Raw genomic sequence first — 23,895 nt, 5'->3', positions numbered from 1 at the left:
TATATAGTAATCATTTCTATGCTCGCAAATTTTTATAAGATAAGGGTTCCATTGTTTTTCAAATTCCTTAAAAAGATAATTTTTTAAAATACATCTATTCATACATAATTTGTATTATGCAAATGGATTCTAATAATGTTAGGAGGTTGTTTTTTTTCAAAACCACCTGATTTGATCCAAAGATTCGTTTTATGGTATGCATCATCAATAAGATTTTTAGAATGGGAAAAATCATGCGCTGATACTGAAAGAGGACAAAGTGGTGGAATAAGGTGGATTTGAACTTGTTCTTTATATAATTCTAAGTCAGTACCTAATTTTTGATGCATCATATATGAAAATGTAGTTAAGATCGCTTCAATTATCGATTTTGGAGTTGTTTTACGATCACATGTATATCCTGTTGGTAAAACAATGATATGTGTTGCTCCAAGTTTCACCGCTGTTGAGATAGGTGTATTGTTCACTACTCCACCATCGATTAATTCATGGTGACCAATTTTAACAGGTGGAAAGATCATAGGAATCGCACTGCTGGCTAATAACGCTGAAATTAATGATCCATCTGATAAAATAACTTCTTCTCCTGAATTTATATCTGTAGCAATTATATACAGCTGTAATTGACTTTCAGATAAATCTACATCTCCAAAATGTAAATATAGTAGGTTTCTTAACCCTTTAGGGCTAATTAGATAATTTTGTTTTTGAAAAATTCCTTTAATACTATTTTTTAAAGATGGAGCAAATATCTGGGATGTTTTAATTGAGAGCCAAATTTTCGATAATTCTTCAACACCTTCGAGGTTCGGGTGAAAAGCAAAATATGCAGCATTTAAAGCACCCACACTTGTACCAACAACAAAATCTGGTTGAATATTTGCTTCTAAAAGGGCATGTAGCATTCCCACTTCCATAGCTCCTAAGGCACTTCCCCCTGCAAAAACTAAAGCCGTTTTATTTTTTTTATTAGATCCATTTGAAAAACTCTTCATACTATGCAGTTTTTTCGAAAAGGAATTTGAATTTTCAAGATTAAAATGATTTTTCTGCATAGATAATTATTTTGACTTTTCTTTATTTAATTAAATCACTTTAATGAAGAACCTGAATTATTCATATATTAAAATAAAAGAATTTCTCCTATTATCAATTCTGGTCTTAGAAGTATAGATTTTATATTGAATTTATTAATATTTAAGTAAACAGAATTAGGTTCTGCCTGTTGAGAGTCTGCTTGTTTAGATTCTGTCCGTTGAGATTCTACTTGTTGAGATTCTGCCCGTTGAGATTCAACTTGTTGAGATTCTGCTTGAACTTCTGATAAAAATTGATTAGTTTCATCAGTTTTAGGTGAAATTTCTTGTGATTCAGAACTATCATGTTGAGATTTATCCGTATCTTTCGCAAAATTCTTCATTACGAAATATTGGATTAATATTCCAACAATATCGCAGAAATATGCAGAAATTTGGAAAATGACAAATGCAACAGTTATTAAAAATAAAATCAAAAAATAATCAAATTGATTAAGGGCATCAAAGAATAGCATTTGAAAACCGTTCAAATCGAAAATTAATTCATTCATTGACAGTAGTAGAGATAAATAAAAGAAGGCAACAGCAACCCGTGCATAATTCCTACTCGGAAAGAAAACTTTACGCGTTTTAAAAACTAGTACTAACCGCCTAATTATTAAAATTCCGATAGCGGTAATACTGAAAGAAATTGCTAAAGCAGGCATTAATAGATGATTAAAAACATCCGCAAATACATTTAGATCTCCATTCAATAAGCTATCTATTAGAATATAGCCTGTTTTATCTGCTTGGTATGTTATATATTTAAGACTAATAATACATCTTTAAATAGATTTCTATGGATTTAAATAGAGTAAGAAAAATTAAAAGTAGAAAATGAAAAAAAGTGAAAAGAACTCGAAATACCAAAAATGAGTTTGACGAGTTCTTCTAAACCCATTGTATAATAAGAATTTTAAAACTTGATCTCGCCGAGCTTTTTGCGCTCGTCAATTAAGTGTTGCACAACCTCTGGGTTTGCCAAAGTCATTGTGTTTCCAATATCACTCTGGGTTGCAATCGCTTTCAAAACACGACGCATAATCTTTCCAGATCGAGTCTTTGGTAATGCATCAGAAAACATGATGATCTCAGGATATACTGCTGGTCCAGCTGTTGTTCGAACATGCTTTTGAATCTCTTTCTTCAATTCATCAGTTGGTTCCACGCCTGTCATCAAAGTAACATAGGCAAAGATTGTAGAACCTTTTACAGGATGAGGATAGGGACAGACTGCACTTTCTGCTACTGCTTCATGGGAATTAATCGCAGCCTCAACTTCAGCAGAGCCTAATCGGTGTCCAGAAACCTTGATAACATCATCAGAACGACCTAAAATGAAATAATAGCCGTCATCGTCAATTTGGGCATAATCTCCAGTGAAATAATGTCCTGGAAATTTAGATAAGTAGGTTTTGACAAAACGCTCATGATCACCCCAAACAGTTCGCATTAAACCAGGCCAGGGCATGTCATAGGCAAAATAAGCTTGAGTCATACTTTTTGTCACCTTGTTACCATCTTCATCCAATAAAACAGGATTAATTCCAAAGAAGGGGAAGGTACAACTTCCAGGTTTCATAGGAGTAACAGCCCCTAAATTGACCATCATGTACGATCCAGTTTCTGTCTGCCAGTATGAATCAACAATAGGTCGCCCTACTGGTTTTTCACCAGTGGTTCCTTTGCCTACTACTTCCCAATACCATTTCCATTCTGGCCAATTACACACTTCTCCGACAGTTCCAAGCATTTTAAGTTTGGAAAGATCAAACTTGTTAACTGGTTCTGCTCCGTATTTCATTAAAGCACGGATAGCGGTTGGAGCAGTATAGAAATGAGTAACTCCGAGTTTTTCACAGATTTCCCAAAATCGACCGTTGTGTGGCCATGTTGGGACACCTTCATACATAACTGTTTTAGCACCAAGAGCTAATGGGCTGTATATGATTTGAGTATGGCCTGTGATCCATCCAATATCTGCGGTGCAGTACCAAACATCACGTCCTTCGACTGTGTCGCCTTTTAAGTCAATTAAACAGGAATAGTCCCATACGTATTTGTTTGTGGACATACCATAAACTAAATATCCTGCTGTTGTGTGCACAACACCTTTAGGCTTACCGGTGGTTCCACTGGTGTATAAGATGAATAATGGATCTTCAGCGTCCATAGGTTCGCATGGGCATTCAGTGGATTGTTCTGTCACTAAAGCGGTGAAATCGACATCTTTTTCATATTTGTAAACGTTTTCATCACCAGTGACTTTAACAACTGCGACATGTTCGATTGATGGACATGTTTCGATGATACCTTTTAAGTTATCTTTCATAGGTCGTGGTCGTCCGGCGCGCATAACTTGATCAGCAACAACTAATACTTTACATTGGCTATCATCAATTCGGTCTTTTACAGATTCAGCACTGAATCCACCGAAAACGATAGAGTGGATGGCACCAATACGTGCACAAGCAAGCATAGTTATGGCTAATTCAGAGACCATAGGCAACCATAAGCAGACTCGGTCCCCTTTTTTAATGCCTAGGGATTTTAAAGCGTTAGCGGTTTTGCTTACAGCATCTTTTAATTCGGAGAAGGTGAATTCTTTTAAAGTATCATCTTCACCCATCCAGATGAGTGACTTAGCATCCCCATAGCCTTTTTCAACCCAGCGGTCAACACAGTTGTAACAAACGTTTAATTTTCCGCCTACAAACCATTTTCCAACAAAATCTTCAGGGGTAGAGCCGGTCCAAACTTCTTTATATGGTTCAAACCAGTCAACCATTTTAGCTTCTTCCGCCCAGAATTCTCTTGGATTTTCGACGGATTTTTTCCAAATTTCGCGGTATTGATCCATTGTTTTGATACGTGCGTTTTCAGCGAGTTCAGGCAATGGATAATAGATTTTTTGTTTTTCTTTATCAGATTCAGACATATTCGTCAATCTCACTAATGTTGATTTGAAAAATCGACACAGCCTCAAAGAGGCCTAGTTACTCAGCGGGAGAATAGCGATGCTCACGCTAGGTACTGTTGTATGTAAAAATGCATTCATTCAAATAAAAAGCTTGTGGGTTGAAATTTTATAATTCACTCAAAAGCACGAAAAAGAGGGAATAGTTTAGGGAGATGGTTGAAATAGACGGAGAGACGTGACCATAAATGCGAAAATTAGAGAAAAGCGAAAAAATAAGAATAAAAAGAACAACAAGAAAAAAAGACAAATAATTCCAAATAAAAATATGTAAAAGGATATCGATTGACAGGTGATGAAAATAAAATTAAATTATTAAATCATAAAGGGCTAAAGGCATGTAAAATAAAATTTTTTTTTTTTATGTCTTTGAAAGTAATGATATAGATTAAAATGGTGTAGGATAAAGAGTATTTGAAACACTATAGGATTGATAAAAATTTTTTAAAAGTTCTTTCTGATTAACAATAAAATAAGGAATTCATGAGAAATATGATAACAACCAATTCTAATTATTTTTCCACTTATTTTTCAAATAATTTTTATAATTACTTGATTAGAAATAGGATAAAAGAAATAGGATTAAATGAGATAATAGAGGGGGGCAAGTTAGCGGATTTTATTTTTAAAGAATTTTATGGAATTAATAGTCTTATTGAAAATCCAAAATCTTTTCCCAATTTGGAGATTTTTATTTTTGATTTATTAGAATCCTTTGCTGATCATTTTCGTTATAACATGGTTGGATCAATTTCAGATGGTGAAATTTTGATTCAAAATCGAGAAAATGATACATTTCTAAAGTTTAATTTTATGAAAATTTATGGAAATTAAGAATGAACTGGATAACACATAAATTGGTAACATTAAAAATTAACAAAGAGTCTTACCACAAATCGAATAGAGAGCGATTATTTCCATAAAGTACCTTTTAGAAAAAACCATACGTCTGCTGCAACAGCGTATTTATTCGAATCCAGAGTTGTTATCCATTTTAACATCTGTCGGGGTGTTTTCCAGAAAAATTGAATGTCTTCACTATCTTCCATCTGTGTGCTACTAACATTCTTTTCATCTACTAATAATTTAACCCAAAAAGTGGTTTCATTACTTAGTCCTGCGCTTTTAGGGAATGGTCCATTAATTTCTTCAATATCGCCTGTATATCCTGTTTCTTCTTTAAGTTCCCGTAAAGCGGCTTGTGCAGGACTTTCTCCTCTATCGATTAATCCCGCAGGAAAACTAATTTCATTTTTCTCAATTGCCACTCGTGGTTGAGAGATAAACAAGATATGACCATACTGCCGAGATTTACAGATAAGTGTGACAACACCATGGAAATGATTTCGACAAACATAGTTCCACTCTTGTTCATTATTGTTTTTATCAAAGTATGTAGTATTGCGGAGGCAGAGCCATTTGGTGGTGAAAATTTCCTTTCTGGTGATAATTTTCATATTGTAGGTATTTTCGTCTATGATACTTAAATGCTTTCAGTATTCTTCACATCATAATTTTAACCTTGTTTGCCCCGATAATGGCTATAAAGATGAATTTTTTTCTGATAAGGAAAAAAACAGCTATAAAAAATGATGCTTTACATATAGAGAGAAGATAAAAAAACATAGAAAAAAAAGAATTATAAAAAACAAGGAAAATATAAATAGTATTATTGAAATAAAGTGAGAAACTTATTCGCACAATAAGGAAAGATAAATTAAAGAAGAAAGAAATAAAATAGAAAGAAACAAAATAGAATGAAAAAAGAAAGATGATATAAAAAATAAAAAAATAAAAAAAATTGATAAATCTTGATATTTTTGACTTATTCTTTTTTTAAGTTAGAAATTAAAAATTATTTTTTTTTAGAATTCGATTTTGCTCCCAATTATCCATAGCTTTCAAGATATTGTCAACCATATAAGCGCGCTCATTTTTCCACTTCTTTAATTTTTCATCAAATGCTTCAGAATATAAAAAGAAGCCTAAACTTCTATCATAATCGATAATATGAACTTTTAATTCAATTAAATGTGCACGTAATGCATAAAGTAAATCTGCTAAATGGGTTGAAGGGAGATGAATATACCATAAGAAGGTATCATCTGTATGATTATAGATAGATGTAAATGGAAGTGGATCTGTTTTTAATATTTTAGCTAATCGTAAAACAAAATCTGTATTTGTTTTTCCTAAAATCAAAATTGGATTGTGAATATCAAGAGTACGGGCTTTTATTTGCACCCTATATCCAGTAATACAATCATTTTCCAAATGTTTCAACCGTCGGCTGAATGTCTGGCGCGTAAACTCAAAATGACGAAATGTTTTGATATAATTCATCATATCAATATGTTTATGGCGCGAATTTTTCATTAATTCGATTAGAATATATAGATCACTCCTTTTTAACCATGAAAGTGCAGATTTTGAAGTATTAAGAACATTTGATGAGTTTGATTTGATTAATAAATCAGAATCTTCTTTTAGATCTTGATTATCATTATTAGCTAATTTAATATCTTTAATTTTTTGCACCCAACTTGCCACATCAAAATTCCATTTAAGTGCAGCGTGATTCCAGTATTTTACCTGAGGTGTTGTATAAATTGGCTGTGAATCAAATGAATAAATGAAAAAACTCTTGATTTTTTCTTGACTTTGAAGTTTTACGAAAAGTTCATTTATCAATCTTGATGCTCCACAAGGAATTCGGAATTGAATCCAAGCACCATTGATCGTACCGTACATAAATGCCATATACATTGTGTAGGGATGTTCTTCACAAAATTCTCTAATATAAGCGAGAGAATGTTTAGGACTGAGTTCAATTAAAACATCAACTATCTTCAATTCTAATGCTTTTAGATTTAATGTGGCAGTTACAGCACAAATAGGGGAATTATTCTTACTTGCTGTAAGCTTTTGATAAATTTGAAATACAACTGACTTAGCTAAACCAGTAATGGATGCAATTTGATCAAATGTTCCTGTGGGATATTGTTCCAGTGCCATCAAGACCCTAATATCTCGCTCAGTCAGTAAATCGTTCTCTAAATCGTTCTCTAAATTCTTCTCCACACTCTTTTGTTGATCTAAATTGTTAGAATTGCTCATACTACTTCGTATTCTCCTGCTTAGCAAACATTAATAGATGTATTTTTCGAAGAAATGGGTGAAGTTTAGTGTTTCTTTCTTGGTTTATCTGGTTTTTGATGTATGACGCAAATGTCAAAAATCTTGATCCCTTCATAATGAAGTATAATATATCCTTCAGCTCCCCCAAAAAAAAAAGAAATGCCTTATTTTAGATTTTTATGGTTTAACTCTTGCAATATAATTTACAATTTTCCTAGATCATTGAGATAAAAAAAATAAAATGAAATATATCGCCATTATCACCATAATCATAAAACTTTAAAACATTAAAACGGTATTATGAATTCATAGATTAGAATAGTACAACAACAGCATAAGGAAGGGCTCCTTCACGATATTCTCTCGGATCGAAAGTAAATGTTTCCATTACTGAACCTACGAAATGTGTGTTCATCATATCGAAGCCCTGCATTCTGGCTACAACTGTGAAATTATACCATCCACTTTCTACTGCAACATTATACCATTCAATTTCAAAGCGAAGTTCATCAAATGTTTTCCAGATCTTGTATGTAAAAAAGAATGTTTGGCCTGAAGGTAATCGAATTGATAAGTCTAAGGTAACCTTTGTATCTGCCATATATCCAGTAGGAGAATATAAAGAAAAGATAGTCATACAATCATCTTCTTTACCATCATCATCAAGATCGCAATAATATGCATCATGAATTACGAGTGGATCTTGAGGTACTTCAGTGGTGCGAGCGGTTGCTCCTGAAGCTGTTGCTACATAGCTTACCATTGATAACAAAATGAAAAGAGAAACTGTGAGTAGAATACGAGTTTTAAAAAGTTTTTTTGATTGAATTTTCTTATTAATTATAATTATTCTCACCTTTTTTTCCATATTATGAATATATTTCTTTCACGGACTCAGAAGAAAAATACCTCTATATATTACAAGGATATTATGGTTTATACTTGTCATAGAACCATATAAATATTTAGTAAATTTAAAAGCAATTTGAACAATATCCCATTAATAATTTCTAAAGTCAGATAATAAAAAAAATAAAGGGAGATGCTTCCAACTATAAAAAGTTGAAATTTAATTACTAAATTTATGTATTACATTGAGTCATTTAAAGTAATTAAACAAAATACATATCCCCAATTGTGTAGGCATCATACAAAGTAGCGTCACCTTGGGTATTTGCATCAAACATATCTACAGCATACCCACCAATTGCTTCCGCTGTCGTATAGCCTAAACTAATGGCTTCCATTGCATAATAGGTAAAAATTCCATTTTGCATGGTTTCATCACCATCATATGTATAAGTTCTGGTTGTTGATCCAATTGCTGCAACCCAACCTGGATTTAACAAACTGTCCATGGTTCCTTGATTGCAAGCATCATCAAAGAAAAATACGTGTTGACTTTGGAATGTATCTGTAATTGCTTCAATTTCGTTAGTGTAAACCCCAGCTAATTCCCATGAAATAATGCAACTTTCTTTGGTTTGACGATTATAATATCCATGTCCGGAATAACAAATGGCAATTGCATCACCTGCTTCATCTTCGATGTTCGCTAAATCTTGCAAGGCACTCAAAATATTAGCTTTAGTTGCTTGTTCATCAATTAAAAGCGTAATTTGGTAACCTAATCCATCGAAATAGTTATACCAATCCATTGCGTCATCATCGCAATATTGTAGATCATTAGCGGTGCCATCATAATCACTAATTCCGATGATTAATGCATATTTTTGTCCTGTGATCGGAGAACCACCCTCTGGAGTAGGAGGTGGTGTTGGTTTTTTTGCCGGTGCAGGTAATCGATCAACTGCACGGGCATTTCCTGTAGTTGCTGATACAAATCCTACAGGAAAGAGCAAAACCGCAGCAACAAGAACGATAAAAACATGTGTTTTTTTCATAAATTAATCCCCAACCTGGATTTAACCCTTTACAATATCTAAAATAAATACGGGGTGATATCCATTATTATTACATTTGTTCAAATTATATATAAATATTATGGATATTTTCCCATTAATAAGAAAAGAACAAAAAAATTATAAAAAAACAAGAAAAAAGGAAAGGAATTTTCCTATATCTATATGACGAATAAAGCATTGACGATTCCAGCAGCATCAGCAGATCCTTCGACCAAAGCAACGATTTGTGTTGCAGAATAACTTGGATGGGCCGCAATCGCTAAAGCACAAACTCCAGCAACGTGAGGTGTTGCCATTGATGTTCCGCTCATGGTGGCATAACTTGCACCTATATAAGTGGAATAAATTGACACACCAGGTGCTAAGATGGTTTCTCCATCATTTGAGAAATCTGCTTCAACATCGTTAATATCAGTTGCTCCAACTTTGATAACACCCGGATAGGCTGCGGGATAAGCAGGTTCATCAGCATATTCATTTCCAGTAGCAGCAACTACAACAACACCATAGCTAATAGCATAGGCTACTGCATTTTCAATCAACTCTGCATAAGATCCACCAAGTGACATAGAAATCACGTCAGCATCATCTGAAGTTCCAGGTATGCCGTCTGGACCATTAGTTGCCATAATAATTCCATCAGCAACTTGTTGATCGGTTCCAGAACCTCGACGATTTAATACTTTAATGATATACAATCCAACATTTGGAGCAACCCCTACAACTCCAATATCATTATCAATTCCAGCAATTATTCCAGCACAATGAGTTCCATGACCGTTATCATCATCCGGAATCGTATCTTGATTTACTATGTCATACCCCCAAACATAACGTGCAGCTAAATCGGGATGATCTAAATCCATTCCTGTATCTAAGATAGCAATTATCACCGAAGATTCATCTACAGCATTAGCTGCTTCAATGGCATTAATTCTGCTTATACCCCACGGAATTTCTTGGGCTGGTTGTTCAGTTGTTGATTGCCATCCACCCCTACCCATAATATGGTATACTACAGGAGTATTTTCTGTTTGTGCAGAAACACCTCCAACTGTCAAAGAGAAGGAAAGCAGCACAAACCCCAATATAATTAATTTCTGTAATTTTTTCATACTAAATCACAATCCAAACAGAGAGTGATAATAAAACAAATATTCATATATTATAAAAGTATTTCGAATAAATGTTATTTTTTTTATAATAATTCTTCTATCATAATAAAAACTTATTCGCACAGATAACTCTATAAGAATTAAAAATAATAAATCAAAAAGATAGATTTAATTGTGCAAATAAGATAAAACATGAAAAGATTAAAGGATAAAGTAATAAGAAGATAAAAAAATAGGAAAGCAAGAAAAAAAAAAGAAGAATAAAAGAAGAATAAATCAGAAATCCAAAGAATGTAAAAAGAAAAAGTTATCAAGAAATCAAAAAACAAAATCTAATTTATTTTTAAAAATACCAAAAATAATGCAATTAAAATTAAAAGATGTTATCTAATTTCAATTTTCTGAACTAATTGGGGAAATAATTTAACGATCTCTTTATTTTTCTGAATTTCTTCTAACCAACGATCTTCAAGATCATCTTCTAATTTTAAATTTCTCTCTTTAATAGTTTGAATAGTAGGGACATAAATATATGCTTCTTGATTCATTCCATCAAGTAATTCAACCGAAATCTTCTCTCTGGAAAAGAAGCCAGTCTCTACACCTTCATACACATCCAATTTTGCCACGTGGGATGGTCTTAGAGAAAACACTAAAGCATAAAATCCAAAATTTTTTGGATCTTTCAATATAAAGGGAAAAATGGTATCGCCCATCCAAATTCGCCGATAATTACGCACAATGCACACTTTTACGTCTGTTGATTTAAGATAAGTTTTATTTGGAATAAATGTTCCATAGCCAACAATATAAATCGGCGAATCATTTGAACTCATACTAATGTATCTAAGCCTTGGCGATATATATTTGTTATTTTGTAATTTACAAGAAAAATAAGAAAATATAAGAAAATTAAAAGTAAAAAACATATTACTAAAAATATCGAGATTAACTTTTAAAATAAATGTATAAATATTAATAAAAATCCAAAAATGGCAGAGATTTTTGACTAATTTTGCTTTTAGATTAACTAAAATTATTTAAGTAAACTTAAATATTAAGATTAATTAATGATTTCAAGATGGGTCAAACTAGTTCTTTGCTTCAAAAATGGTTAGAAATTGTTATGCGTCTGTCAATGCATAACGTTATTCTCTTTTCAAAAAAAAAAAATTTGTCTATGTCTCAAATCAGTGCATTGATGTTTATTCATCGCCAAAATCGATGTGGTATTTCAAATTTAGGGAGTAATTTAGGGATCACCAGTGCAGCAGCAAGTCAAATGCTGGATAGGTTGGTTAAGCAACAATTTATAACCAGACAGGAAGATCCAAATGATCGAAGAGTAAAAAAACTCACTTTAACTGAAAAGGGAAAAAAAATTTTAAAAGAAAGCTTTCAAGCCCGTCAGTATTGGCAAAAAGAGTTAATTAAAATGCTAACCCCTGAAGAAGAAGAAAAGGTGCAAATTGCACTTAAAATTTTGATCCATAAATCAGAAGATCTTGTTCAACCACAAAAACACAAATGCAGTGAAAAAATGCATTAAAAAAATGTGCGAAAAGATTGCACAAAAAAGCAATTATTCAAAAAAACATAAAATAAGAGATAACAAACAATGGTACATATAACAAAATATGCTAAGCCCTATCTGCCGATGATTTTAATTGCAGTTGGGTTGCTTTTTGCACAAGCAAATTTTGATTTGGCTTTACCAGATTATTTCTCAAGAATTGTTAACGTTGGTATTCAGCAAAATGGAATTGAAGATGCAGTTCCAATTGCAATTCGAGAAAATCAAATGAATCACACATTCCTCTTTATGAGTGAAGAAAATAAATCTGTAGTTTTGAAGGCATATGAGTTAAAAAGCAACAATTCTGCAGATTTTATGGAATATGTGGAAGAATTTCCACTTCTAAAAAATGAATCACTGTATGTACTTACTCAAGATAATGATACCACTCATGAACAACTGAATTCTGTGTTGGCTGATACTCTTTTAGTGGTTTTTACTCTGGAACAAATTCAAGCGAATTCGACGGAATTTCAAAATCAAAACATGAATTTATCTATTGGTTTTGATATGTCTAAAATCCCACCTGGAATGGATCTTTTTACATTTTTAAGTCTTCTTCCTCCAGAACAACTTATAGAAATAAAAGATAGTATAAATAAAAAAATATTGAGCTTGGGTGAAGATATGATCAAACAAGCTGCAATTTTTGCAGTTAAGGCAGAATATGAAGCCATTGGAATAGATACTGACAAAATACAAATGGATTATATTATGCGTATAGGAGGACTAATGCTTCTTTTAACACTGCTTTCAGCAATTTGTACTATTATTGTAGGATATCTTTCAGCGAAGACAGCTGCTGGAATGGCACGAGATTTGCGTAAAGATATTTTCAGAAAGGTAGAAAGTTTTTCAAACGCAGAATTTGATCAATTTTCAACAGCTTCACTAATTACTCGAACAACAAATGATATTACCCAAATTCAGTTGGTTATGATAATGTTAATACGTCTTGTTGTTTATGCACCAATTTTAGGGATAGGAGGAATAATTCGGGCATTTGCAAAAGATGCATCCATGTGGTGGCTGATTGCAATTGCAGTAGGATTTTTAATCAGTTTAATTTTAATTATTGTTAAAATTGCATTGCCAAAATTCAAGAGTATTCAAAACTTAGTTGATCGCCTGAATTTGATAGCACGTGAAAATTTATCAGGCATAATGGTAATTCGAGCTTTCAATATGCAACAATTTGAAGAAAAGCGATTTGATGGAGCAAATGCAGATTTAACAGGAGTTAGTCTTTACATTAACCGCGTTTTAGTCATTTTGATGCCAGTAATGATGTTTACCATGAATGCATTAGCAGTAGCAATTATTTGGGTTGGATCACATAGAGTTGCAGATGCAAATATGCAAGTTGGGGATATGATGGCATTTATGCAGTATGCAATTCAAATTGTGATGGCATTTCTCATGCTTTCAATGATGTTTATACTTCTACCCCGTGCCACAGTTTCTGCCAGCAGAATTGCAGAAGTTCTATCTACAAAACCTACAATAGATGATCCGAGTGAACCTAAAAAATGGCAAAAAGAATTTAAAGGTAAAGTAGAGTTTGACAATGTTTCATTTAGATATCCTGGTGGTGAAGAGAATGCACTGGAAGGAATCTCTTTTACTGCCAATCCTGGCCAAGTAACTGCCTTTATTGGTGCAACTGGTTCTGGAAAATCAACATTAATTAATTTACTTCTTAGATTCTATGATGTAACTGAAGGTGCAATTAGAATTGATGGAATAGATATTCGGGAAGTCACTCAACATTCTTTAAGAGAAAAAATCGGATATGTTCCACAAAAAAGCGTTCTCTTTTCTGGAACTATTGATAGTAATTTAAAATATGCAGATGAAAATGCAGACAAAGATACTCTGAATATTGCAATATCGATTGCTCAAGCAAAAGAATTTGTGGAATCTACTCCAGAAAAATATAAGACCCCTATTGCTCAAGGAGGAATAAATGTTTCTGGCGGACAAAAACAAAGATTGGCAATTGCGCGTGCTTTAGTAAAAAAAGCTCCAATAAATATTTTGGATGATAGTTCATCTGCTTTGGATTTTAAAACAGATGCTGCTTTACGACATGCATTAAAACAGGAAATGGGAAATAATACACTTTTCATGGTAACACAGCGTGTTTCTTCAGTAATGAATGCAGATCAAATCATTGTACTAGATGAAGGAAAACTGGTTGGAAAAGGAAATCATAGAGATTTACTTAAAACATGTGAGGTTTATAAAGAAATAGCACTTTCACAACTTGCATTGGAGGAACTACAATGATCAGATCACCAAATTCTCCTTTAAAATCAATACAAAATCCATCCAAGAATTCTAAAGAAACTCCATCAAAAGGTCCTGGTGGTTTCCGTAGCAGACAACACTCTATGATGATGGGGGGAGAGAAAGCAAGGAATTTTAGACAAACAATGCGAAATCTTGGCCAATATTTACGAGAATATCGAATTCATATCTGGATTGTAATTTTCTTTGCAATTCTTTCAACAACAGCGAGTATTGTTGGTCCAAAAATTTTAGGAAAAGCTACAACTTCCTTATTTGAAGGAATAATTGCAGAATTAAATGGGACAGGAACTATTGATTTCGGTTATATTGGTCTTATTGTTGTTATAACTCTATTACTCTATGGAATATCTATGCTTTTCGCCTATATTCAAGGATGGATAATGGCAAAAGTTTCTACCATTGTGGCATATAAATTTCGAAGAGATATTTCGCAGAAAATTAATAGACTTCCTTTGAAATATTTTGATAACACCACTCAAGGTGAAGTACTTTCAAGATTAACAAATGATGTTGATACAGTTAACCAGACACTAAGTCAAAGCATGTCTCAAATAATAACTTCAGTTGTCACAGTAATTGGGGTTTTAGTTATGATGTTTACCATAAACTGGATAATGACATTAGCTTCTTTGATTATCATTCCGTTATCTATGGTTTTAATGGGTTTCATAATAAAAAAATCTCAAAAATACTTCAAACAGCAGCAGAATGAACTAGGACATGTTAACGGACACGTAGAAGAAATGTATGGAGGTCATGTAGTTGTTAAAGCTTTTAATGGTGAAGAAAGAAGTATTCAAGAATTTGATAAACATAATAATTCGCTATATAAAGTAATGTGGAAATCACAATTTCTTTCAGGCTTGATGATGCCATTAATGCGCTTTATTGGCAATTTAGGCTATGTAGCAGTAGTTATACTTGGTGGATGGTTGGCAAGTATAGGAAGCATTTCAGTGGGAGATATTCAAGCGTTCATTCAATATGTACGTTCATTCACCCAACCTATGTCGCAATTGGCAAATATCTCTAATGTTCTTCAACAAACAGCTGCTGCTGCTGAACGAGTTTTTGAATTTCTATCAGAAGAAGAAGAAACACCAGATACAACTAATCCAATAAAAATCCCTGAAATACTGGGAGAAGTAGAATTTCAAAATGTGCATTTCGGTTATACACCTGATAAAATAATTATCAAAGATTTTTCAGCTAAAGCAAATCCAGGTCAAAAAATAGCAATTGTTGGTCCAACTGGAGCAGGAAAAACAACAATGGTTAAATTATTAATGCGATTTTATGATTTGAATGAAGGTGCCATATTAGTTGAGGGCCATAATATTACAGAATTTACTCGAAAAGACCTGCGCTCTATGTTTGGAATGGTATTACAAGATACTTGGTTGTATAATGACACTATCATGGAAAATATTCGCTATGGTAAACCTGATGCAACAGATGAAGAAGTTATTGCTGCAGCAACTGCGGCTCATGTCGACCATTTTGTTCACACATTACCAGGAGGATATCAAATGGTTTTGAATGAAGAGACAACTAACTTATCTCAGGGACAAATGCAGCTTTTAACGATTGCCAGAGCGATTTTAGCCAATCCAAAGATTCTCATTCTGGATGAAGCCACGAGTTCAGTAGATACGCGCACAGAAATATTGATTCAAAAAGCGATGGATAAATTAATGGAAAATCGAACAAGCTTTGTAATTGCACACCGATTATCAACTATACGAGATGCTGATTTAATTTTGGTTATGCGCGATGGAGATATTGTGGAACAAGGTACTCATGAAGAATTATTGGCTAAAAATGGATTTTACGCAGAAATTTACAACAGCCAATTTGAGCATATTCCATTATTAAGCATAAACCAAAAATAATAATATATTTTATTTCTTCATCTTTTTTTCAATTACTATTTATTTCTTTTATTATCATGCAATTTATGTTTATAAGAAGAATTACCAGAGATTTTTATCATTATCCTTAAAATAATTCGTGCAATGGCACATCTCTATTTAGCTAATTAAAAAAAACTGCTAACAATCTATCCAGCATATTATAAATAAATAAATAAATAAATATGAAAAGAAAAAATTTTGAATTTATAAATTCTATTCTTAATTTGTATTTTAAAAATGAATCTAAAATATGATAAATAAATAAGAAATGACTTATTTCTGATCTAATTTAGATTACGATAGTGCAGATGATTAAATCTTGCGACTTTTTATCGTTTGTTCATCAATAACAATATAGTTATAAGATAATGAAATTTTTCGATACTGAATTATTTTAAATCCCATTAATATTATTGACAAAATCTTCTGTGGTGATTGAGGATGAATTCTAAGTAGAATTACTCCAAATGGTCTCTTCTTTTGATTAAATACTAAATAGCCAAAATCTTTATCTAATGTTATAATAATTCTTTTATATTTTCTACTAATTTTTATAATCTCTTTATCCTTAATTCCTCTAAATTTTTCGCTTATAGATATAACATCATATCCTGTATCTTTTAACGAAAAATAAACAGACTTAGGAATATTCTCATCTAAAAGAAATTTAAAATTCATCAAATTCAACATAATAATTAAGCTTCAATCTTGAAAATCCGTTCTTCACGAATACTTTTCGTAGCATAATGTAAAACGGCCAAAATATCTTCTTTTGTAATATCATATTCCTCTTGAATTTGATCATAAGACCAATCTTGCGCTAATAATTCTAAAATAAAATCCACTGGAAGACGAGTGCCTTTAATACATGGTTTTCCGACACAAATAGAAGGATCAATAATTATTCTTTTAGACATACAATTAACTAATTTAAACACGATAATATAAATTTCACGTTTATCCTTCAGTATATTTTGACAATAATAGCTGTTTTATCCATTTGTTTATTGGATTATCAAACAGGCTTCGGAATTGCACACCGATTATCAACTATACGAGATGCTGATTTAATTTTGGTTATGCGCGATGGAGATATTGTGGAACAAGGTACTCATGAAGAATTATTGGCTAAAAATGGATTTTACACAGAAATTTACAACAGCCAATTTGAGCATATTCCATTATTAAGCATAAACTAATCTATACCAAAAATAATAATATACTTTATTTCTTCACCTTTTTTTCAATTATTATTTATTTCTTTTATTATCATGCAATTTATGTTTATAAGAAGAATTATCAGAAATTTTTATTATTATCCTTAAATTATTTACTGCAATGGCACATCTCTATTTAGCTGATCAAAAAAAAACCCGCGAACAATCGATCCAGCAAATTACCCATAAAAAGAAATCCCCTAACAAACAATCTGTTAGAGACAAAAAAGCAGAACAAAGTTGGGGTGATACTATGGGAGGTATTTTGAAAATTATTAAATGGATTGATCGATATAAGATCTATCGTTTAGGAAAATTTCGTTCAATGTCAGCTTTAAATGCATGGGGACATCTACTGGGAAAACTTGTTTTTGGTAGTTCAACTAAAATCCAGAGAAGGGTTAAGGTAAGCTTAAGAGCCCTATACCCAAATGCAAGTCAAAAAGCAATTCACAAAATGTTCGATACTCATGTAAAATATATGGGTATGTTATTAATGGATATTATTTTTAGACTTCCTTTTCTTTGTGATTATCCTCCAGGAGAACAAGTAAAGGAATTAAATTATATCAATTTTGAAAGATTAGAAAAAGTTCTTGAGAAAGGAAAGGGTGCAATTGTTCTTATCTTACATCTTGGAGAACACTTTCATAATCCTCTTGGTGTATTTATTCACCCAAAAAAGTATAATATGTCTGTTGTCGCTAGTATTAAAAACCTACCGATGTATGAATTTAATAATCGACCTCATTTTGATAATCTATATATTTACGCTAGTACAAAATTTGCAAAAATTTCAAGGATACTTCAGAAAAACTTGACAAATAATCATACTTTAGTTATGTATCATGATTATTCATCAAAAACCCAGTTGAAAGTTCCGTTTATTGTAGGTAAATTGCCCTTTTTGATTAACACACCACAAAGTTATATTAGACTTCATAGACTTACTGGAGCAGAAATTCTTCCATTGATTACAGTTCCTGAAGGTGTGTTTGGTAAATCGAAACTTTTCTTTTTAGATAATACAAGTATAAAAAAAGTATCTGAAAAATATTGGAACGCTCCATCAGAAGAATTTCATGGCAGGATGTCTACAGAGATAAATCGAATCATGTATCCGTGGGTTCGAAAATATGCACCTTGGTGGGAAGAGCTCATGCGCTTAGCTGGAATGAGAAGTAAAGATGAATTGAAGTTACCTGCAAATACAACTTTAGAAGAATTCTTAACAATAATAAAAGGAAAAATGCAATCTGTTATCTCAGGTAGTTGGGAACCAGATAGACAAGATGGGAAGATCCTTCAAAAGATTGAAAATGCGTTTCAAAGTGCATTTGAGAAAATAGAATCACCAAAATCTATTTTACGACCACATAAATCGGTTATTCGCTTATCGCTTATGACTGGAATGGAAGAATTACAAAAAATGGCAAAAATAATTCAGCAAGAATGTCGAAAAAAAGGAGAATTAGAATTGGAATCTATTTTTGCCAAATTATCTGAAGAATTTAAAGCTTTAACCCCATAATGAATGAAAGTCATCATGTGTGGATAAATTTATATAATAATGCAAGCTCATTTTATTTTTTTTTTTGATTTATCTGATTTCTTAACTTTTTCTGCTTTTAAATGTAGGGCGTTAATTTGCTCATCAGATAGCACTAAAGGTGTTTCTAATTTTTCTGGATGTTCTATAAAATCTTTCAAAATATCTAATGTTCTTCCCCAATAAATACCGTCAGCAATTCGCTCATCCAAATTGAAATTCAAATCCATAACTCTATGCACTTGCACCTCACCCGTTTCTTGATTCACTACAGTATCTTTATGAATTTTTCCAATCACTGCAAAAATGGAAGTTGTACCCATCTCAAACAGGTGATGGAAAACTGCATGCATATTCAAGGATCCCAAATGAGCTAAATATACAGTAGAATACATTGGTAAATCTTTAGTTATTGAATGAACAGGATGATTCATTTTATCAAGTTTCCAAATTACTTTAATGAGCAATTTTATAAACCAACGGGGCATTGCTCCAAAGAATCTCACATCTTCTGCATTTGGATTATCACCCTCTCGAGCTTTATAAATTTCTTTAGTTAAGCGGTCGTGAACTGAAAATAAAGTGTCATTTGGTTTGAAATAAATGGTTGCATTAACTTCTTCACCGTCATCTGATTTTTCTCGTTTGACAACGAATGAGATTTTCATTTCATTTCGTTGCCATAATCTTCCACCAGAAACAAATCTATTAGCTCGTGGGCGTAAACATAATGTTTGTGCCATAGATGAAAGAACTACATCAAAAAGTGTAATATTATCTTCTCGTTTGGAGTTTATTTGCTCTAAATATGTTAAAGTATGTTCAAGATCAACTTTCATGGGAAATAATGCAAAAGAATCATTCCTCCGAGGCATAATATGAAAAGCGAGTTCTTGGTATTTACTGATCCCTTTAACTAAGGTGGCGTCTGGTCTTCGTGGCATGATACTATTTTGTGAATAAACTTTATGAAATTATTGTTTTCATTTATTTTTTCTTTTATTTTTTAAAGAATTTTGCCAATTTTGAATTCGATCAATTAAAGATTGAGGAGAAAATGGCTTGAATAACACACCTAAATCATATTCATCCATAGGAGGAAGTTCTTTTTCTGAATACCCAGTAATGAAAAGAACTGCTTGGTTTGGTGTTATTTCTTTTATTCTATGATAAACATCGACTCCATTCATACTTGGAAGATTAATATCCAAAATTATTAGAGAAAATTGGGATTTAAAAGTTCTATACATTTGCAGTCCTTTTAAACCATCATCTGATTCATAGAAGGCAGCTTTAGATTGCAGAAGAAACTTCTTTATTGTGTTCCGTATATCTTTTTCATCTTCTATTATTAGAATAGTTAATTTTGAAAAATCAGGGATTTTTTTAATTTGTTTATCAGAAACTTCACCTTCTGCTTCAATACTCGATACAATTGATCGTGAAATTAGAGGAAATGAAAGTTTGAAAGTAGTTCCCTTCGTTGGCTCACTTTTAAAGTTTATATTTCCTCCCATCGTCGAAACAAAATTATGAACAATGGTAAGCCCTAAACCTGTTCCCTTTTTTCCTTTTTTCTTTGTTGTAAAAAATGGATCATATATTTTATCTTGAATTTCTAAGGGAATTCCTTTTCCTGTATCGGATATTGAAATTTGAAAATCATACATTTTATCGAATTTTAACTTGAATTTATTTTGAAACTTAATTTTGTTGATCATTTCGGAAAGAATTTCGCCTGAAAGAAATTTTGGAATAGGTGCAGTTGAAATAGTAATAGAACCTTCACCAGAAATAGAGTCTCTCGCATTTATTAGTAGATTTATGAAAATTTGGCTAAAATATGTGGGATCTCCAACCAAGAATACATTTTCTGAATAAAAATTGAGAACTAGATTTATTCTCTTATCTATAAAGTTTGAAAATGAAATGTAAACTTCTTTTAAAATAGCGTGGATATCTACAATCTGAAATTCTACATCTTTCGAATGAGAAAAGCTTAAAATTTGTTTATTTATTAATTTGGAACGAGAAATTATCTCATTAATATGTGTTATATATTCTTTTGATTCTTTTAGAAGATTTTTTGGAAAACTTTGATTTTTCAATTCTCCACTCATATTTACTCTATCAGATTTTAAATTTTGATTTGTTTCTTTTTGTAAGTAATTTTCCATTTCATCCAAATCTAATTCAATTAAAGAAGTATATCCTTGAATTCCACCGAGTAAATTATTGAAATCATGTGCTATCCCTCCTGCCAAGGTTCCAAGAGAATTTAATTTTTGTTTTACACTAAGCCCTTCCATTAATTTCTGTTTTTCTTCTGCATTTTTCTTAATAATAGTAATTTTATTTTTTAAACTTTTCATTAGAATCCCAATAATTAAAGCAAGTAAAAGACCAACGACCATAATTTGAAAATTATAAAAATATGATATGTGTTGTAATAGTTCGTTATTAGGACGAAGTAAAATTTGAATTGGAATTGTGTATAAATTAAAATCCTTTTTAACAATAAAATCATCATTTTTTGTGAATTCTTCATTATAATGATATAATTCAGTTCCTTCACTTAAGATATACATGGAATAGTCTTGGATTCCAGGAATACTTTCATTACTCTCAATTAATTGATAAAAAAGTATTGTAAAATCAAACACACCATTAAAAAATCCAGTTATATTTTTATTATAAATAATAGGAAAATATGTTGTAAATCCAAATCCTCCTTGAAAAAATTGGATTAATCCGGATATACCCATATTCCCTGTAGATTCTGCATATGCAAATGCTTCATTATAATCTCCACTTACAAGATACCGAATATTTTTGTTCAAAGCTCCTTCATTAGGTTCAAATGGATAAATCCATCGAATTGTTCCATTCCAATCAATCCAATTAATCGCTAAAAAACCTGAATATAAATCATAGAATAATGGAATATACTTAAGGTATCGATCATAATCATAAAGAGAAGATTCATTCTCGATATTTAACCATATTTGAGTTAAAAGATTTAAAGATTGAATTCTTGCATCCATTTCAGAAAGAATACTATCAGAAAGATCATCAGAAATTTTTATTGATTGAGAAATTTGGTTTTGCTGTCGTTGTGTTATGTCATTAATCCAGAGTGTTGTGTCAAATATAATAATTAAAAGTACAACTATCGATATATTATGTTTTTCATAGAAATGCCTAAAATTTACCAAAATTTATTCCCCAATGGGTATGCATATAATGTAATATTTATTTGTGTTTTTTATAAATAATGTTAGAATAATTCTAATTTTAAAAATTACGCTATTAAGTTATTAATTCAATCCAATCATTAATTCTCTATGTTAGATTAAATTACAGATTTAAAAAATAATAGGAAAATTTTAAAATTTGATCAATTTTCAAAAATTATGTATTAATTACATACAATACCTAAACTAATTTACACTTATTCACCCATGAAAGAGGAAATAAAATTAAAGACCTAATCAAGAAAAAATAATCACCTAATAATACTCCAATATTATTCAAATTCTATTCCTAAAGTGGGAATAAGTTTTAACGAATTTTTTCATAAATATGATTATGCTCATTAATTTTTTACTACTCATCTTGACACTTTTTATTGAAATAATCCTAATTATATCAGTTCAAATACATTTTCGCAAAACAAGTTTTTTTCCGAGTCTGATTAAGACAACATTTTTTATTTTTTTCTTTCTTAATGATTTATTTTACTTAATTACATTCTTTATTTCCTCATCAAGAATTGAAATCGCACAGATATTAATGGAAACTCGTGTTTTTTGTTGGTTTATAAGCATGTCTCTATTCGTGTTTTTTATCGAAACACTTCAACAAGAAAAATTAACTGTAAATTTCTTTTTTATTTCAATTTATTCTGCTTTTTTATTAGGAAATTGCATCCATTCGCCTTGGATTATTGAATATTCGTTAAATTATGGTTGGACCTTAGTATTCAATCCTATTATGAGTATTTTTATTGGTATTTTTTTAAGTTCTATTATAGGAATATTAATTTACAGATATATTCAATCTTTTCCTAAAAAAACCTCTAACGAAGCAAAAAATTATCAAAAATACATCTTAATGGGGTTTATTAATGCATTTATAGGGGAAGGTCTGGTGAAAATTTTTCATGTTTTGTATCTACGCGAAGTTTTTTTAATTATTGGGTTCTCGATAACTACATTTTTATATTTGCGTTATCCAAAGACTATTTTTATAAATTCAATAAAAGTATTCCAGTTTCTTATTATAGATGCTGAAAGTGGAATGGTTTTATTTAAACTCGGCAAAGATGTTCAACTTTTAGAACCAAGTTTTCATGCTTCTACTATTATTCAACAACAGATTGCTTGCACTCAATCAAAAATTCAACAATTATGTTTTGGAGACAGGATATTTTTATTAGATTACAAAACAGTTCAAAATCGATCAATCTGTGCTATTTTATTAGTAAATAAAATGTTTTTCGGAATTGAAAAAATTATTAAATATATATTAAATCAGTTCATCAAAAGTTTTAACCAAGCATTAAATGAAAAAATGGACGATTTGAGAATTTATGCGACCTTTTCTTCAAATTTAGATTTTCTTTTCAATCTACTTCCATTTGAAAAAGCATTTTAATACAGAAATAAAAATCTAATTTTTTCTCCCTTGTAATCGAGGATCTAATGCATCCCTTAATCCATCACCTACTAACATAAAGGCTAACACAGTCAACAGAATTCCAAATCCTGGAGTAAATGCAGCCCAAGGTGCATCATAAATATGATTTCGAGCATAGTTAATATCTGTTCCCCACTCAACCACGGGATTTTTTGTATCAGAGAATCCAAGAAATGATAGACCCGCCAAGCTTAATATAATTCCTCCAATATCAAATGTGAATGCAACGATTATTGGCGCTAAACAATTTGGAAGAATATGCTTAAACATAATTTTTAATTTATTTGCTCCTGCAACTTTAGCAGCTTCGACATAGGTTTTATTCTTTTCTTGCAATGCAGTTCCTCGAATTAATCTAGTATATCCAGGAATTCCTAAAATACCATAAGTCAGAA

20 protein-coding genes and 1 pseudogene are annotated in these 23,895 nt (G+C 31.3%); 7 read left to right on the top strand and 14 right to left on the bottom strand.

The genetic code is table 11. The features are described from left to right. Positions 1–98: 98 nt before the first annotated feature. The 3 genes from ACXLDF_RS15265 to acs form a co-directional block, all read right to left on the bottom strand. The gene (locus ACXLDF_RS15265) at positions 99–995 is read right to left on the bottom strand and encodes a patatin-like phospholipase family protein (RefSeq protein ID WP_457559410.1); all 897 of its coding nucleotides are present in this window, start codon (positions 993–995) and stop codon (positions 99–101) included. A 128-nt stretch (positions 996–1,123) separates the two neighbouring features. Continuing rightward, positions 1,124–1,792 carry a hypothetical protein gene (locus ACXLDF_RS15260; protein WP_457559409.1) on the bottom strand — a complete coding sequence of 223 codons (669 nt, stop codon included), beginning with the start codon at positions 1,790–1,792 and terminating at the stop codon, positions 1,124–1,126. Between the two features lie 203 nt (positions 1,793–1,995). Then, positions 1,996–4,017 carry an acetate--CoA ligase gene (acs, locus tag ACXLDF_RS15255; protein WP_457559408.1) on the bottom strand — a complete coding sequence of 674 codons (2,022 nt, stop codon included), beginning with the start codon at positions 4,015–4,017 and terminating at the stop codon, positions 1,996–1,998. Between the two features lie 522 nt (positions 4,018–4,539). On the opposite strand from acs, the gene ACXLDF_RS15250 reads away from it, so the two are divergent. Further along, positions 4,540–4,890: a hypothetical protein gene (locus ACXLDF_RS15250; RefSeq protein ID WP_457559407.1), complete on the top strand. Its 351-nt coding sequence runs from the start codon at positions 4,540–4,542 to the stop codon at positions 4,888–4,890. A gap of 77 nt (positions 4,891–4,967) precedes the next feature. Here ACXLDF_RS15250 and ACXLDF_RS15245 read toward each other — a convergent pair whose 3' ends face one another. The 6 genes from ACXLDF_RS15245 to ACXLDF_RS15220 form a co-directional block, all read right to left on the bottom strand. Next, positions 4,968–5,513, bottom strand: coding sequence for an NUDIX domain-containing protein (locus ACXLDF_RS15245; RefSeq protein WP_457559406.1), 546 nt, complete (start codon positions 5,511–5,513; stop codon positions 4,968–4,970). A 391-nt stretch (positions 5,514–5,904) separates the two neighbouring features. Next, the gene (locus ACXLDF_RS15240; protein ID WP_457559405.1) at positions 5,905–7,173 is read right to left on the bottom strand and encodes a hypothetical protein; all 1,269 of its coding nucleotides are present in this window, start codon (positions 7,171–7,173) and stop codon (positions 5,905–5,907) included. Between the two features lie 334 nt (positions 7,174–7,507). Beyond that, positions 7,508–8,062 (bottom strand): hypothetical protein, encoded by a 555-nt coding sequence (locus ACXLDF_RS15235; RefSeq protein ID WP_457559404.1) that lies wholly within the window; start codon positions 8,060–8,062, stop codon positions 7,508–7,510. Between the two features lie 244 nt (positions 8,063–8,306). After that, entirely contained in the window at positions 8,307–9,098 is a 792-nt protein-coding gene (locus ACXLDF_RS15230; RefSeq protein WP_457559403.1) for a caspase family protein, read from the bottom strand. Positions 9,099–9,277: 179 nt separating this feature from the next. Further along, a complete protein-coding gene (locus ACXLDF_RS15225; protein WP_457559402.1) occupies positions 9,278–10,234 on the bottom strand; it encodes a S8 family peptidase in 957 nt (318 codons plus the stop codon). A 383-nt stretch (positions 10,235–10,617) separates the two neighbouring features. Continuing rightward, positions 10,618–11,070: a gamma-glutamylcyclotransferase family protein gene (locus ACXLDF_RS15220; RefSeq protein ID WP_457559401.1), complete on the bottom strand. Its 453-nt coding sequence runs from the start codon at positions 11,068–11,070 to the stop codon at positions 10,618–10,620. 245 nt (positions 11,071–11,315) lie between these two features. Between ACXLDF_RS15220 and ACXLDF_RS15215 the strand changes: the two genes are divergently transcribed. From ACXLDF_RS15215 to ACXLDF_RS15205, 3 genes are all read left to right on the top strand, one after another. Then, the gene (locus tag ACXLDF_RS15215) at positions 11,316–11,783 is read left to right on the top strand and encodes a MarR family transcriptional regulator (protein ID WP_457559400.1); all 468 of its coding nucleotides are present in this window, start codon (positions 11,316–11,318) and stop codon (positions 11,781–11,783) included. Between the two features lie 69 nt (positions 11,784–11,852). Then, complete coding sequence (locus ACXLDF_RS15210; RefSeq protein WP_457559399.1) at positions 11,853–14,099, top strand: ABC transporter ATP-binding protein; 2,247 nt, start codon at positions 11,853–11,855, stop codon at positions 14,097–14,099. 104 nt (positions 14,100–14,203) lie between these two features. After that, the gene (locus tag ACXLDF_RS15205; protein WP_457559415.1) at positions 14,204–16,015 is read left to right on the top strand and encodes an ABC transporter ATP-binding protein; all 1,812 of its coding nucleotides are present in this window, start codon (positions 14,204–14,206) and stop codon (positions 16,013–16,015) included. A 333-nt stretch (positions 16,016–16,348) separates the two neighbouring features. Here ACXLDF_RS15205 and ACXLDF_RS15200 read toward each other — a convergent pair whose 3' ends face one another. Beyond that, positions 16,349–16,714 carry a DUF5615 family PIN-like protein gene (locus ACXLDF_RS15200; protein WP_457559398.1) on the bottom strand — a complete coding sequence of 122 codons (366 nt, stop codon included), beginning with the start codon at positions 16,712–16,714 and terminating at the stop codon, positions 16,349–16,351. A gap of 17 nt (positions 16,715–16,731) precedes the next feature. Next, positions 16,732–16,953, bottom strand: a complete 222-nt coding sequence (locus tag ACXLDF_RS15195) for a DUF433 domain-containing protein (protein ID WP_457559397.1) — start codon at positions 16,951–16,953, stop codon at positions 16,732–16,734. Between the two features lie 102 nt (positions 16,954–17,055). Here ACXLDF_RS15195 and ACXLDF_RS15190 point away from each other — a divergent pair. Continuing rightward, positions 17,056–17,235: pseudogene (locus tag ACXLDF_RS15190) on the top strand (hypothetical protein); the annotation flags it as partial. A gap of 139 nt (positions 17,236–17,374) precedes the next feature. Continuing rightward, positions 17,375–18,784 carry an LpxL/LpxP family acyltransferase gene (locus ACXLDF_RS15185; RefSeq protein ID WP_457559396.1) on the top strand — a complete coding sequence of 470 codons (1,410 nt, stop codon included), beginning with the start codon at positions 17,375–17,377 and terminating at the stop codon, positions 18,782–18,784. A 47-nt stretch (positions 18,785–18,831) separates the two neighbouring features. Here the strand turns inward: ACXLDF_RS15185 and ACXLDF_RS15180 are convergent, their stop codons facing one another. Continuing rightward, a complete protein-coding gene (locus ACXLDF_RS15180) occupies positions 18,832–19,746 on the bottom strand; it encodes a 2-oxo acid dehydrogenase subunit E2 (RefSeq protein WP_457559395.1) in 915 nt (304 codons plus the stop codon). 39 nt (positions 19,747–19,785) lie between these two features. Next, positions 19,786–22,017 carry a hybrid sensor histidine kinase/response regulator gene (locus ACXLDF_RS15175; protein WP_457559394.1) on the bottom strand — a complete coding sequence of 744 codons (2,232 nt, stop codon included), beginning with the start codon at positions 22,015–22,017 and terminating at the stop codon, positions 19,786–19,788. 577 nt (positions 22,018–22,594) lie between these two features. Between ACXLDF_RS15175 and ACXLDF_RS15170 the strand changes: the two genes are divergently transcribed. After that, positions 22,595–23,458, top strand: coding sequence for a hypothetical protein (locus tag ACXLDF_RS15170; RefSeq protein WP_457559393.1), 864 nt, complete (start codon positions 22,595–22,597; stop codon positions 23,456–23,458). 15 nt (positions 23,459–23,473) lie between these two features. On the opposite strand, the gene ACXLDF_RS15165 is transcribed toward ACXLDF_RS15170, so the two are convergent. Then, the coding region (locus tag ACXLDF_RS15165; protein WP_457559392.1) for an ABC transporter permease at positions 23,474–23,895 on the bottom strand (422 nt) is incomplete at its 5' end.

The sequence above is a fragment of the Candidatus Harpocratesius sp. genome (genome assembly GCF_054039255.1).
Note: the sequence above shows the minus strand (reverse complement) of the source record. Positions and strands in the feature narration are given on the sequence as shown.